This window comes from Streptococcus sp. 27098_8_75, from assembly GCF_041432475.1.
In the GTDB taxonomy this organism is placed as follows: domain Bacteria; phylum Bacillota; class Bacilli; order Lactobacillales; family Streptococcaceae; genus Streptococcus; species Streptococcus gordonii.
In genome coordinates this window covers 185,934-200,212 of record NZ_JAPVZR010000005.1, presented here as the reverse complement: position 1 = coordinate 200,212, position 14,279 = coordinate 185,934, and the positions used below count along the sequence as shown (strand labels likewise).

14 protein-coding genes are annotated in these 14,279 nt (G+C 39.9%); 2 read left to right on the top strand and 12 right to left on the bottom strand.

Going from position 1 to position 14,279, the window contains the following annotated elements:
• Window positions 1-9 precede the first annotated feature (9 nt).
• Window positions 10-1,224, top strand: a complete 1,215-nt coding sequence (locus O3640_RS09510) for a DUF2974 domain-containing protein (protein ID WP_227221417.1) — start codon at window positions 10-12, stop codon at window positions 1,222-1,224.
• 163 nt (window positions 1,225-1,387) lie between these two features.
• The gene (locus O3640_RS09505; protein WP_227955659.1) at window positions 1,388-2,584 is read left to right on the top strand and encodes a ferric reductase-like transmembrane domain-containing protein; all 1,197 of its coding nucleotides are present in this window, start codon (window positions 1,388-1,390) and stop codon (window positions 2,582-2,584) included.
• Between the two features lie 426 nt (window positions 2,585-3,010).
• Here the strand turns inward: O3640_RS09505 and O3640_RS09500 are convergent, their stop codons facing one another.
• From O3640_RS09500 to O3640_RS09445, 12 genes are all read right to left on the bottom strand, one after another.
• Window positions 3,011-3,913 carry an aldose 1-epimerase family protein gene (locus O3640_RS09500; protein WP_060554320.1) on the bottom strand — a complete coding sequence of 301 codons (903 nt, stop codon included), beginning with the start codon at window positions 3,911-3,913 and terminating at the stop codon, window positions 3,011-3,013.
• Between the two features lie 19 nt (window positions 3,914-3,932).
• The gene (locus O3640_RS09495) at window positions 3,933-4,211 is read right to left on the bottom strand and encodes a DUF3884 family protein (RefSeq protein ID WP_045635125.1); all 279 of its coding nucleotides are present in this window, start codon (window positions 4,209-4,211) and stop codon (window positions 3,933-3,935) included.
• A gap of 57 nt (window positions 4,212-4,268) precedes the next feature.
• Complete coding sequence (gene lacG / locus O3640_RS09490) at window positions 4,269-5,675, bottom strand: 6-phospho-beta-galactosidase (RefSeq protein ID WP_002899825.1); 1,407 nt, start codon at window positions 5,673-5,675, stop codon at window positions 4,269-4,271.
• 83 nt (window positions 5,676-5,758) lie between these two features.
• A complete protein-coding gene (locus O3640_RS09485; protein WP_371586846.1) occupies window positions 5,759-7,465 on the bottom strand; it encodes a lactose-specific PTS transporter subunit EIIC in 1,707 nt (568 codons plus the stop codon).
• Window positions 7,465-7,782: a PTS lactose/cellobiose transporter subunit IIA gene (locus tag O3640_RS09480; protein WP_002894735.1), complete on the bottom strand. Its 318-nt coding sequence runs from the start codon at window positions 7,780-7,782 to the stop codon at window positions 7,465-7,467. The genes O3640_RS09485 and O3640_RS09480 overlap by 1 nt, the downstream gene beginning before the upstream one ends.
• Window positions 7,783-7,831: 49 nt before the next feature.
• Window positions 7,832-8,665, bottom strand: coding sequence for a PRD domain-containing protein (locus O3640_RS09475; protein WP_008809448.1), 834 nt, complete (start codon window positions 8,663-8,665; stop codon window positions 7,832-7,834).
• Window positions 8,666-8,861: 196 nt separating this feature from the next.
• A complete protein-coding gene (gene lacD, locus O3640_RS09470; RefSeq protein WP_008809449.1) occupies window positions 8,862-9,842 on the bottom strand; it encodes a tagatose-bisphosphate aldolase in 981 nt (326 codons plus the stop codon).
• Window positions 9,843-9,845: 3 nt separating this feature from the next.
• A complete protein-coding gene (locus O3640_RS09465; RefSeq protein ID WP_008809450.1) occupies window positions 9,846-10,775 on the bottom strand; it encodes a tagatose-6-phosphate kinase in 930 nt (309 codons plus the stop codon).
• A gap of 12 nt (window positions 10,776-10,787) precedes the next feature.
• A complete protein-coding gene (gene lacB / locus O3640_RS09460; RefSeq protein WP_061583035.1) occupies window positions 10,788-11,303 on the bottom strand; it encodes a galactose-6-phosphate isomerase subunit LacB in 516 nt (171 codons plus the stop codon).
• A 16-nt stretch (window positions 11,304-11,319) separates the two neighbouring features.
• A complete protein-coding gene (gene lacA, locus O3640_RS09455) occupies window positions 11,320-11,745 on the bottom strand; it encodes a galactose-6-phosphate isomerase subunit LacA (protein WP_061583036.1) in 426 nt (141 codons plus the stop codon).
• A gap of 621 nt (window positions 11,746-12,366) precedes the next feature.
• Complete coding sequence (locus O3640_RS09450) at window positions 12,367-13,845, bottom strand: PTS galactitol transporter subunit IIC (RefSeq protein ID WP_008809453.1); 1,479 nt, start codon at window positions 13,843-13,845, stop codon at window positions 12,367-12,369.
• Window positions 13,846-13,941: 96 nt separating this feature from the next.
• On the bottom strand, window positions 13,942-14,247 hold the full coding sequence (locus O3640_RS09445; protein WP_008809454.1) for a PTS sugar transporter subunit IIB: 306 nt from the start codon (window positions 14,245-14,247) through the stop codon (window positions 13,942-13,944).
• Window positions 14,248-14,279: the final 32 nt, after the last annotated feature.

Here is a 14,279-nt window from a genome sequence, read left to right as displayed (position 1 = left end):
GATAGACAAATGGAAAATATTTTTAAGTACCTAGAAGATACGCAGTATGATAGTATCTATGACCGTCCCTTTAATGAACTTGACCTACTTATCCTAACAGAATTAGCCTACCTTTCTTTTGACGGACTTGTCACTAGCGACCTGGATCTAGATAAAAGCAAGCGACTACAGGACATTGCTGAAAATTACCCTCAAGAACAATCTATGATGCATACCCGCAATCGTCTTAAACTACTTGAAAAAGCCTCCCAAACTAAACGTTTTAAGAATATTAAACTAATGGGCTTTATAAATGACATCGACTTGGAGATTGAAAAACAATTTGCTGCCTTAGTATACTGTATTCAGTCTAAACCTGCCACCTACGTCCTAGCCTACAGAGGAACCGATGACTCGATCATTGGTTGGAAAGAAGACTTCCATATGACCTATATGGATCGGGTTCCAGCCCAAAAAAATGCTAAAAAATACTTAAAAGAGGTTCTCAGAGAACTCGATGGGGACTTCATCTTGACTGGGCACTCCAAGGGAGGGAACTTGGCTGCTTATGCTGCTAGTCAAGTTAATCCTCTCTTGCAGGAACGTATTAAAAAGATCTATAGTTATGATGCTCCTGGCCTTAACAAGGCCATCATTGAAAGCGATGGTTATAAGGCAATTGCCAATAAAATTCAACACTACATTCCGCAAGGTTCTATTGTGGGCATGATGTTAGAAATTCCTAAACAGATGGCAATCGTCAAAAGCACTGCCCTAGGAGGTCTAGCACAACACGATACTTTTTCATGGCAGATTGAGGGAGACAGTTTTGTCCTCCTAGACAGCTTAAATCCAGATAGTCTTCAGACGGATAAAACATTGAAGAATTGGGTAAGAAGTACATCTGATGAAGAATTAAAAGATTTCTTTGATTTGTTCTTCGGACTTGTACTAGATGCCGGTATCACTTCTATCGATGATTTCTCTAAAATCTCAAACGTTAGAAAAGTTTTAGAGATTTTTAAAAACGCCAACGCATTATCGGATGAGGAAAGAGAAATGCTGACACGACTCACTAGTCTTTTAGTAGATATGAGAGTCCAAAGTTGGAAGGATGATATTAGTCTACCTAACCTTTCTGAAATTGGAAAAGATATCCGAGAAAATCTATCACGCTGGAGTAAGCAGCTTCCTTTCGGCCAGTCTGATACTGACAAAACGGAAGACACCACCTCAGATGTTTAAGAGTAACATCGCAAAAGTGCTCTCTATCTTATCTAATATTAGACTTGACCTATCCATCCCAAAAACGAAACAAGCTTGTCCTTGACAGCTTGTTTTTTCTTTGTTAAAATGTAACCAAATACATTACAACTAATTAGTGATATTTATAGAAAGGACACAAACTATGAAATCTATCAAAGGACTTGCCCTTATTGCTGTCAGCATACTCTTGACCATCTATGCTTGGGCTTCAGCTGGAATGACAAACTTTATCGTACCCGGTCTGGCCTTGACTACTCTTTCGCTGACCTTTTTACTTGCGACTCGGAACGCCCTATTGGAAAAATGGTTCCATGGCATTGAAAAGATGTACGCTTATCATAAGTTTACAGCTATCTTTTCCGTCGTTCTGCTTGCTCTCCACAATGTTGCCATGGGTGGTAGTCTCTGGGGCTCTCATCTGGCAGCCCAGCTTGGTAATGTTGGTATCTATCTTTTTATAAGTATTGTACTGGTGGCCTATCTTGGCAAGCACATCAAATATGAGGCTTGGCGCTGGATTCACCGCTTTGTTTATTTGGCCTATATCTTTGGTCTCTTCCACGCTTATATGCTAATGGGAGCTCGACTCCTAACGCCGACCTTGCTGGGCTTCGTAGTCGGATTCTACGCGATCATAGGTTTAGCTTCTGGCTTTTACATCATCTTCCTCTATCAAAGTTTGGCCTTTCGCCATCTGGGAAAAATTCTTCAGGTCAAGCGACTGAATCACGATACCGTGGAGTTGAAGATCCAACTCAGTCAAAAGCTAGACTATCAGTACGGTCAGTTTGCCTTCGTCAAGATTTTCCAAGAAGGATTTGAAAAAGTGCCACATCCTTTCTCTATCTCTGGTGGTCATGACAATATCGTCTACTTTACTATTAAGAACTCTGGCGATCACACTAAAAAAATTTATGACAAGATCCAAGAGGGAACCAAGGTCACCATTGACCGAGCTTATGGTCACATGATTCTTGACCAAGGGCAGGAAAAACAAATCTGGATTGCTGGTGGGATTGGCATTACGCCCTTCATTTCCTATATCCGTGAAAATCCTAATCCGAATCGTCCAGTCAGCTTCTACTATGCTTATACTGGAGCAGAAAACGCTGTTTACCTAGACCTACTCAAAGACTACGCGGCTAAGAATCCGCAGTTTAACCTTCATTTGGTTGATAGTAAGTTCTCTGGCTATTTGGACTTCAAGAATTATCCTCTGGGCAACCAAACCACCGTCTTCATGTGCGGACCTGTCAAGATGATGGATAAACTAGCCAGCGAATTTAAAAAGACCAATCCTAAAGCAGATCTAGTCTATGAAGGCTTTAAGTTTAAATAAAGAGTATAAAACATCAGGAGCAACCTTATTGTTGCTCCTGATGTTTTATTGTCTAGTAATGGATGGAGCTGAATCAAGATACAGATTGGGAGGTCTACGACATATTTAGAATATCCAGCAATCTCTAAATAACCTATAACAAGTAAATCCGAAACAATGAAATCCTCATCTTTATTGCTTACAGCTATGCTTTTAATAGCAAAATTATCCAACCCAATATATTTTTATTTTCAAATCAAATACGTTGATACATCCAATGATTCTCTACATTCATAAATATACTAGCTTATCTTGGTAAACAATACATTATAAATAGTGTCTTGGAGTAACTTTTGAAACGATATAACAATCCCCCTCCCAACGATACCTTTACAGATTTTTTACCTACTAATCTAATAAAGCAAGTACTTTTTATCCATTATTCGTTTAAATTTCTGTTATCTCAATGGAATAAGTTTTATAATCAGACATTTCAGGCTCAATAAAAGTTACATTTTCCTTGTAATTAAAAAATACAGATTCTTCTTTTGATGTAGATAAGCCGCCCCATGGTTCAATTGCAATAAACGGCCCTTTATTCGCAGTAGACCACAAAATTAAAAATGGAAAATCTTGGAAATCAATTTTTACTGCTTTATTATGATTTTTAGACTTTAATGTTACCGAACGAGAAACCAGCTTATCCAAAGTAATTGCATCCTTTGAAAATAGATCATAATCTAAAGCTAATACTTTTTCTTTATTTAAAAAAGGCGAACGGCTTTTTATGTCAAGTAATCCCGTCTCGGGATATGATGCTGGAATACTACAATTTTCTTCGTTTTCAAACTCGAGATAATAATCTTCATACCGTTCATTTTCAAATAAGGGACAATTAAAACCCGGGTGCGCGCCTATGAAATAAGGCATATCTTGATTTAATCCTAAGTTCTCAACTAAGTATTCTACTTCAATCTTAGATTTATCTAAAGTATAAAATATACTTAAACGAAAAGGATAAGGATATTGTTTTAACATTTCCGAATTACTTTCAATTGAAAACATAATTTGATTGTCATTTATTATCTTATGCTCAAAATCTTTCTTTCTAACTAAACCATGACGAGGAAGATGGCCTTCTATAACTCCTTCATCTCCCATAATAAAGAGAGGAGCATCATCAGGGACACTACCACAGTTAGGAAACAAGACAGGAGCCTGTCCTCCCCAATATTCAGGATTTCCCTGCCATAAATATTCCACGCCATCCTTATCTTTTATAGAAGATAATTCTCCACCCTTTTCCTTAAATTGAACTTTTAGAAAATCATTTGATAACTCTAGTACCATATTTTTACCTCTCTTTTTACTATTTATCCTTTTCATAGGGTATTATATCTATATCAAAACTAACCAAACTTCTGTCAGATTCCTCAACTAAACTTAGAAACATGTACTCAAAACTATCAATAGTCAACTTAGAATAGCAAATCCCTTCTAAACCTTCTGATACGAACCAATCTCCAATAAAAATAAGTTCCGTTTTTTTAATCCGAGGTGCTTGAGAACATCGTTCAAAATTAATAATATAAACTTTTTTATATAGAGAACCTGATACTGCTTTTAGTAAACTCTTTGTTTTTTTCAAGCATGGCTTCCCTCTTTTCGAAAAGCCGAAAGAGTTCAACTCTAACGGCTTTACTTTCTATTCAATCATTTGTGTTTCAGCCAGTTTCTTATACCAGTGAGCGGATTTCTTCGGATAGCGTTCCTGTGTTTCGAAGTCTACGTAGAATAAGCCGTAGCGTTTTTCATAACCGTTAGACCAAGAAAAGACATCCATCAGAGACCAGATAAAGTAGCCCTTGACATTAGCCCCGTCCGCAATCGCATCGGATAAAACTTCCAGATGCTGCTTAACATAGTCAATCCGAGCATCGTCGTAAACTGTATTGTCCACAAATTCATCTTTATAACCCAGACCATTTTCCGTGATATAGATTTTCTTGTAGTTTGGATAATCTTTCTTAATCCGCATGATCTGATCATAAAGACCTTGCGGATAGATAATCCAATCCCAATCAGTTTTCGGAATATGGGTTGGAGATTCTCTGCGCCCTACACCCTTAATCTGGTACTTGGAGCTTCCCTTTTCGCCTTTTCCGTTATGGATAATTTCTGTTTCACCGTCAAAGTCGCGCATCCAATCACTCATATAGTAGTTGATGCCGAGGAAGTCATTGAGGTCTTTAGCTGCTTCTAAAGCCGCAAAGTCTTCATCTCGTAGATCCAGCTGACCACCATTGACCTTAAGGATATGATTTACTCCTGCTAGAGTTACATCTGAATAGTGCCCCAGATAAGTCGCATCTAGGATAAACTTGTTATGGATAATATCTTCCAACTCTGCTGCTCTGACATCTGCTGGATTTTCTGGATCGTAAGGATATTTTGTAGGAAGTGCATGAACGACACCGATTTCACCCTTGTATCCCTTGTCCTTATAGAGCTTAACGGCACGGGCATGAGAGACCATCATGTTGTGATGAGATTGGAAAACCTTGGCCAAGTCATACTGAATACCTGGGGGGAATTTTCCAACTAAGTACTGACCATCACCAATTGGGCCAATTTCATTGAAAGTTGTCCAATAGCGAACTTCTGGAAATTCTTCAAAACAGAAAGCTGCATAGTCCACAAAGTGCTCAATATTTTCCCGATTGAGGAAATCGCCATTTGAATGAAGAGCCTCTGGTGTATCAAAGTGGTGAAGGGTCACAAAAGGTTCTACATGACGCTTGTGGCATTCTGCGAAAAGATTATGGTAAAATTCCACACCTTTTGGATTGACCTCGCCATAGCCCGTCGGGAAAATCCGTGACCAGGCAATGGAAATCCGAATACCATTGACGCCATACTCTTCAGCCAATTTCAGATCCACAGGGTATTTGTGGTAAAAGTCGCTGGCAGGTTCTGCCGTATACCAGTAGTTATCCTCCAGGTACTTATCCCAGGCAACAGGTCCTTTTCCATCTGTGTGGGTTGCTCCCTCAGCTTGATAGGCCGCTGTTGCACCACCGAAAATAAAATCTTTAGGTAAGCTTTTTGTCATCTTATTTTCCTTTCAATAGTATTTGAGATGAAATCAAGCTTGATGACATGCTTATCAAGTTGCTTCATCTCAAATAAACAGATTTAGTTGTTAAATTGCTCCTGCACGAAGGCCAGTGCTCCTTTGCCATCACGGGTTAATTTGATGTATTGGGCACCTTCAGTCTTAGCTAGCTTGATACCCAATTTATCAGTTTCTGCCTTCATGTCTTCAAAGTTTGAAGCAACTTGAGGAGCCAGGATAACCAGGTCAAACTCAGGCAGCATTTCACGGTGAGCACCATAGCCACCCGCTGCTGCTTTGACAGGAACATTGTATTCAGCTGCTGCTTTATTCAAAGCGTTGGCCAGCAATCCGCTAGTACCACCGCCTGCACAAAGCACCAGAACATTGGTTTCTTCGCTAATATTGTTTTGCGCTGGAGCTTCTTCATCCACTCCTGCTTTTTCAAGGATAGCATCTGCTTTAGCAGTGTTAAAGTTAGCTGCTACTTTTTCTTTGAGAGCATCGTTGGCTTTACCAGAACGTTCTTCTTCTAGGATTTGTTCGTCATAAACCTTGACAAATGGATAGTAAATAATCACATCTACTACGACAAGAAGGACTGCAAGAACAAAGGACAGAAGCTGGAAGTTGGTGCCCAGCACGATTCCCAGAGGTCCAGGTGTCACCCAAGGAAGGTTTGCTGAGAAGGAGTTCATGTTTAACGCATCAACAAAGAATTTGAAAATCCATACGTTTGCGATAGGAGCAAAGATAAATGGAATAAAGAAAATCGGATTCAGTACAATTGGAGCACCAAAGAGAATGGGCTCATTGACACCAAAGAAGGTTGGGACAACAGATGCCCGCCCAATTGCACGGTTACGCTCTGACTTACAGATCCACATAAAGAGGAATGGAACAATCAAGGTCGCACCAGTACCACCCATGGTAACGATGAACATTTGAGTACCAGAAGTAATGACCTTATCCGCATGTTGACCAGCTTGTGCCAAAGCCAAGTTGGCATCGATATTAGCATAAGTAATGGCAGCAATGGCAGGCTCAACGATAGACAGACCGTGAATTCCCACGAACCAGAAGAAAGCATAAGCACCAAAGATAAGAGTAATTCCCAGATAGCCATCTGCCGCTGAGAAGAGCGGAGCAAGAAGCGTTCCGATGGATTCCGCAACGGTTACTCCCAGACTTGCTTTAACAAGCAGTTCCAAACCATAGAGCAAAACGACTGAGACAGTAAATGGAATCAAGTCTTTAAATACTTGCGAGATATTTGGTGGAACTTCTTCTGGCATGCGAATAGTGACATTATTTTTCACACAAACCTTGTAGACATTAACCGTAACAAAGGCTGCGATGAAAGCTGTCAAAAGACCTTTGGTTCCCATGAAGGCAGTCAGGAAGCCACCTTCCTTGGCAGGCTCAGCTGCCATGAGGAGGAAGCCGACCATAGATGCCAGCATAGTAGACAAGAAGTTAATCTGGTTTGTCGCAGGCAGGCCGCGGTTGACAGAGTCTGTCAAAGCCTTTGCAGTGGTCCCACCCACAAAGAAAGCCAGAATCCCCATCGAATAGCTATAGGGGGTCATTAGGAAAGTTTCAATGTCCTTAGACCAATGGAAGCCCCATGCATTTGGCACATAGGCAATCAAGATAAAGATAGATGAGAAGAGGATGACTGGCATACCAGCGATAAAGCCATCCCGAATAGCTCGGAGATAGATATTCCGAGAAATCTTCTCAAAGAAAGGCTTCCCTTTCTCAATAAGTCCGATGAGTTTGTTCATTATTTTACTCCTCTTTTGTATAGTTCAATCAAATGGTGCATCATGTCTTTTAGCAAGATGGTAGTCATTAAGTGATCTTGGCCGTGCATCATGGTTACACTGTAAGCCAAGTCCTCACCAGCAGCTTCTTTTGTCAAGAGACTGGTCTGAGCGTGGTGAGCTTCAGCGATGCAGCCATTGGCTTCTTCTACTAAGGCATCTGCCTTAGCAAAATCCCCAGCCTCTGCAGCTTTCAATGCTTCCAGGAGCTTGGAGCGAGCGTCACCAGCGTAGGCCACAATTTCAAAACCGAGCAATGTTACTTCTTCTCTATTCATGAGAGATCCTCCTTGTATTCTTATGTAAAATGTTATTATTGTTTTCTATTTATAAAAGACGTTGAATATGCAACACCAGGTAGACCCGTTCGCTGCGGTAGAGATCAATTCCCGTCTTCTGGGCAATGATTTGGTAAATATCACTTCCGACCTGATAGGCTTGAGGGTATGTCATTTGAATCTGACTTTCCATTTCCAGCAGGGAAACATTGTCATCACGGCTTCTGTCCAGATAGTCCAAAAAGTAGTTCAGGTGAATCATAAAACGGTCATAAAAGTTGCTGTTTTCTGCACTTCTTTTAATACCATTTTTCTTCAGCTCTGCCTCAACAGCAGCCAGAATATCTTTTCGTCTGCCTAAGTGGCTTTGCCCCTCTAGATTGGTCTCCCCTTCAGCATTGATAAAGTGATAAGCAATGCGATTGACCTCGTCGCTAGGTAAATTATCCAACAACCTCTCGCGGTATATCGCTAAGGCTTCCTGAGCAATCTGATAAGGAACAGGGTATTTATCCGAAGCATCCGGCAGGTCACTCTCCTTGTATCTGCCCTGCTGCACAGCCTGATAAGAACAGTAGATGTGATCCGTCAGCGTGACATAGATATACTCCTGTACAGGATAATCATACTTCTTAGAAAGGGTATCAATCACATCATAAGTCACTGTGATAAAGTCCAGCGGAACATCTTTGAGCAAGGCCACAAAGTTTTCTTTAGACTCTTCCGTTCTTAGGCGAAAGATTTTCTCAATCTTACTTTCAAGAACGATATCACCCTTCTTTTTATTAAAAGCTATGCCACTGCCAATCAGAACAACCTCTTCACCATTTTCATGTTTGGCTAGAGCAACATTGTTGTTCATAGGATGTATGATTCGATACATATCTCCTCCTCTTCATTTTCTAGGGTTCTGGCAAAACAAAAAGACCACAAACAAACTAAGGCTATATCTTCCCTCAATTTATTTGCGGTCACGCCTAATCTAGCTTAGTAACGCTCACCCTATTCAATTTCTGACTTCATTATAGCATATCAGTCTCAGAATGTAAACCCTTACTTTATTTATTTTTTAACAAATTTTAGGCTCTTTCTTTCCAAGAGGTAGCTGTTTTTTGAAGAACTTTGTTGAGTTCGTCAATATTTTCGAATCCTGTTGTACGAAGCCACTTGCGAGCTGCTTCTTCACCTTGCTCAATGTAGTCTTTGACACTGCCAGCCCAAGTCGCACGTCCGCAAAGAACTCCGTTGAAGTTTGCACCTGACTCATGAGCGAACACAAGTGTTTCTTGGAAAAGTTTCGCAGATACACCTGCGCTCAAGTAAATGTATGGAAGGTTGGTTGCCTCATCTTGTTCCTTGAAGAAGGCAGCTGCTTGTTCTTTAGAATACACCACTTCACCATCGCCAAAGCCTTCAACATATTTAACATTGACTGGAACTTCCACTTTCAAGACATCAATATTGAAACGTGGGTCTGAGAAGACCTTCATAGCTCCGATAACCTTATGAGGCTTGACTTTAGCATACTCAGCGCTGGAAGCATCCGCAATCTTTTCATCGTAAGCCAAGATTTCAAGGAAGAATGGAATATCTTCTGCCACACACTCAGAACCCACACGCTCGATATAAGCCTGCTTTTGTTGGTTAAGTTCTTCGGAGCTGTCTACGTCATAGTAAAGAAGGAATTTCACTGCATCCGCACCTTGTTCTTTGATGCGTTTTGCAGACCAAACATCCAGACAGTCTGGCAGGCGCTTGGTGCTTGAAGTATCATAGCCTGTCTTTTCATAGGCCAATAGCAAGCCAGCATTCTTGTCCAAAGCCTTAGTAGCAGGCAGTCCATACTCAGGATCCAGCAACATAGATGAGGCATAAGGAGTTAGCTCTTCTGCGACCAAAACTTTCAGTTCTTCCATTTGAGCTACTGTTGGTTCTGCTTCCTGGTGTTGAGCCATAAGGCGTTTCAAAGCACCGCGTTGGTCAAATGCCAAAGCAGAAATGATGCCATTCTCATCAGAAAGTTTTTCCATGTACTTGCGTTTTTGTTCTGTTAATACCATTCTTTATACCTCTTTTACTGTGATTTGATTGTATAGGCCATCGTAGTTTTCAACGTTGACATGACCAGTCATTTTTTCTTGGGCATTGAGCATGCCCAGAACATTTGCTTTTTTGAGCAGAGAGACATCATCTTCTTGATGACTCAAGGCTGAAGAGATCCCTGCAACAGTTGAGTCTCCAGAGCCAACTGGATTGACTACTTGGATTTTAGGAATATCTACTTTATAGAAAGTATCCCAGTGCTTAGCAAAAGCTCCATCTGCACCGAGTGATACGATGATCCACTCGATTCCTTCAAATAGCGGTTCTGAAAGGACAGCTTTTAACTCATCCAAATCTTTTGAAACCTCGCGACCCAACAACTGAGAAAGTTCTTCGTTATTAGGTTTGATGGCAGTTGGTTTCACATCTGATTTGAGTACAGCTTCCAGAGCTGCTCCGGAGCAATCCAGCACCACCTTATTGCCAGCTTGATTAGCCATTTCAACCAATTGAATATAATATTCAACTGGTAAACCGGCTGGTAGACTTCCCGAGATACTAACTACCTCAGCTGATTCCATTAATGATTTAAAATGATGTAAAAAACCATTTGCCTCATCCGCTGTAATAGTCGGACCGGCTTCCAGGATTTCTGTTTGCTTACCTTCGTGTAAGATAGCAATACAGTTTCTCGTATCTCCCGAAATGTTATAAAAGCATTGTCTAACATTAGGATGAAGGTTTTGTAATAAGAACTCTCCATTAGTCCCACCAATCAGGCCCGTCGCAGCAACATTGTCTCCAATTTCTCCCAAGACCCTGGTTACGTTGAGACCCTTTCCGCCTGCTGTTTTACTGACTTCTGCAACACGATTAACAGTATCTATTTTCAATTCTTCTAAGGGATAGGAAATATCGATAGAAGGATTCATGGTTACTGTAAGAATCATCTGGCTACCTCACTAGTCGTGGTACTCTCCACGATCCCATTTTTCAAGAAATTCTGTAAAGAAATTATCATCTGCCTGATGAGCGTTGTGAGTTTCAACATGCTCAATTTTCGCAATCAATTTTTTATTTTCTTCAGTCGGCTTGTACTCCGCATGAATGAAAGCTTCTATGATGTCACACATAAGGAGCTCACCAGTAATTTTTCCACCAAAACCAATGACGTTGGCATTAAGTTCTTCTTTAGCATAGAGAGCTGAAGTCATATCACGTACCAAGGCAGAGCGTACACCTGGAACTTTATTAACAGCGTTGTTGATACCAACACCAGTACCACAGATACATACCCCAAGATCAGCTTGTCCACTAACAACTGCTTCCCCTACTTTTTTACCAAAGATTGGATAGTGTGTCCTTGTATGGTCATAAGTACCAAAATCAAGAACTTCGTAGCCTTTTGATTTCAAAAAATCTGAAACAGCCATTTTTTCATTTGTTACGATGTGGTCACATCCGATTGCAATTCTCATTTAACTTCTCCTTTTCTTAGCACATCTTGTTGAGCATGTCGACTCGGATTTGGTGACGTCCGCCGTCGTATTTACCATTGACAAAGCCTTTAGCAATATTCTTAGCCAGGCCTTCTCCAACAATTTCAGCTCCCATTGTGATCATACGAGAGTTGTTGTGACCACGAGTCATATAAGCAGAACGTTCATCTGTTACTTCTGCTGCAACCATGCCTTTGATTTTAGTCGCTACCATGAACGGACCAGCTCCATAAGCATCAATCACGATACCTAGATTTTCCTCTTGTTTGTTCACCTCAGCCGCAACTGCAAGGGTCACATCAACAAAATCCTTGCCCTCTTCTGTCACATCGACTACTTCAAAGTTTTCTCCAATGAGAAAGTCCTTAACTACATCTTTTAGCTTATTTCCAGCAGCGTCTGCACCAATAATAATTGCCATGAGCATTCTCCTTTGTTTGATTTTTTGCACAGATTATTGTTTATAAAAAACACCATCTGTTTCTTATACTCATACTATACACCATATTTAGTTTATTGTCAACACTTTCTTGTTTATTTTCATCATATCTTTTTAAAAAATGATGAAAATAAACAAGGGTTCTCTAAACAAACTTAATGGTTCTTACATATTCAAGAAAAAATAAGGAATAACATCTCTATTTTTACCAATTATCTTTAAATAAGTATAAAAACATCTTAAACCAATTTATTTATTAAAAACTCTATGCATAAACTAAGCTAAAAGAAGTGAAATAAAACAATCTTTTGTCTTCTTGAAGGTCTGATTGCAAATAAAAAATCCCAAATCTGATAAACAGAAATGGGAGGGGGACAAAATATAAGAATAAATTACTAGTGTCCTATTCAAGATTATCATACTAAGACAGCTCATAAAAATCTAGAAGCTAACTAGTCAATTCTATTTAGAAAGAGACCGTCAGCAAGTTCATATTCATTATTCCCTTGATTTTAGGTCTCTTCTATCTTCAATTTAATCTATTTCTATCTAAGAATAAACAAACTTATTATGTTTTCATTCTTTTCTCAAAAGAACTACCTATTAGTTTTTACCTTGAGCTACGTACTCTTCATTACGTTTGATCATTTGTTTTCTGTACCAAGCAAAGATACCGATATAGAATACAAGGAAGGCTACAACACCAAGAATAGCTTTAATATCGCCGGTTGTTGCGTTACCAATTGTCCAACCCAAGAGTTTTTCAACTGGACCTTCAAGAGTTGAGTGAGTAATCAATTGAGTAGAAGCTACCCCTTTAGGGAAGGCATCAACACTCTTAGCCAACTCAGTTGCAAATGGAGCAATCAGAGTTCCTGAAAGAAGGAAGAGTGGCAAGAGAAGACTTCCAAAAACAATCATACGGATCAATTTACCACGAGTAACAACCAAGAGAGCTGGAGTTACACCCATCGCAATGATACCAGCAAGTGGCAAGATACCATTACCAACTTTAGAAAGAAGCACTGCTTCGATCAACATGATTGGTGCAAGTACATTAGCACAAGCCCAGATTTCAGCACGACCAGCGATGAAAGGCCAGTCAAGACCGATATTGAATTTACGTCCTTGAAGGCGTTTAGTAGCAACGTTTGTAATACCTTGTGAAAGTGGTTCTACCGCTGCAATGAACCATGAACCGATTAACGAGAACAATTCCAAGGAGACACCAGCTGTTAAACCAAGGCTCAACCAAGATTTAATAACCAATTCCCATGTTTTTAAGTCTTCCACATTCGCTTCTGGATGTGGTGTTCCCATAATTCCGATTACAATACCAAGAAGGAAACCAATAAAGAATTTAGAACCCCAGAAACCAATTTTCTTATTTAGTTTAGCGGCATCAAAGTCATATTTATCAAGTCCAGGGAAGAATTTATCAAAGATCTTATCCAACACCATGATAATAGGGTTCATCATGTAGTTCATGTGAGTAGAGGTCATTGGAGATGAACTTGGAGCATTTAGGAGGTCGTCAAAAGTTGGTTTCATCAAGTCAGAGTTGATAATCTTCATGATTCCTACTAGTACGACTGCAAGAGTTGCTACAAAAAGAGAAACACCTTGACTTACTCCGTTTTTATCTGCATACCATTTAATCAAGAGACCTGTGATTGACAAGTGCCAGATGTCGAAGATATCTACATCGAGTGTATCTGTTTTCTTCATCAATAGCATCACGACATTGACGATCAACATAACAAGCAAGAAATACAGAGTCCAAGCAGAACCCCAAGTAATCGTTGCAAGTGGTGCCCAACCTACGTCTGTAATATTAAGTTGAATCCCTGTATTGGTTACAAATTTTTCTAATGAAGATGAAAAAGCTCCATTCAACATTCCAATAATTGCACCAATACCTGTCAAGGCGATCGCTAATTTAATACCACCTTCGAGGGCTTTGGAGAATTTAACCCCAAACAAGAGGGCTAGGACCGTCAAAATGATTAACATGATGATTGGACCACCCATCGCCAAAATTGGCTTAAAAATATCGTTGGCTAATTTAATAATGCCATCCATAATAAATCCTCCCGATTTATATTAATTTATATATTGTTTATAATATGAGAACTCCAGCGCACTCTTTAGACAGCGCTTTCATACACTTTAAAAAAATTAACTCAGGCCATGCTCTTTGATGGCTGCTTCAATATTATCAAACACTGGAGCGCTCATTGCTGGAATTCTGAACAAGATTGGTCCAGCTTCTACAACTGGAATACCAGGATCAAAACCTAAATCTGTCGCAGCAATTGGTGTGAAAATATCATAGCCTTTAATCAAATCTTCATTGACATCTTTAACCATCACTGCATCACAGCGAACATCATAACCACGGTTAGATAATTCTTCTTCTACCGCATTCTTAATTTGGTGACTTGAATTAACACCAGCCCCACAGGCTGCTAAAATTTTAATCATTTGGATTTCCTCCGTTTTATATATTTTCTTGA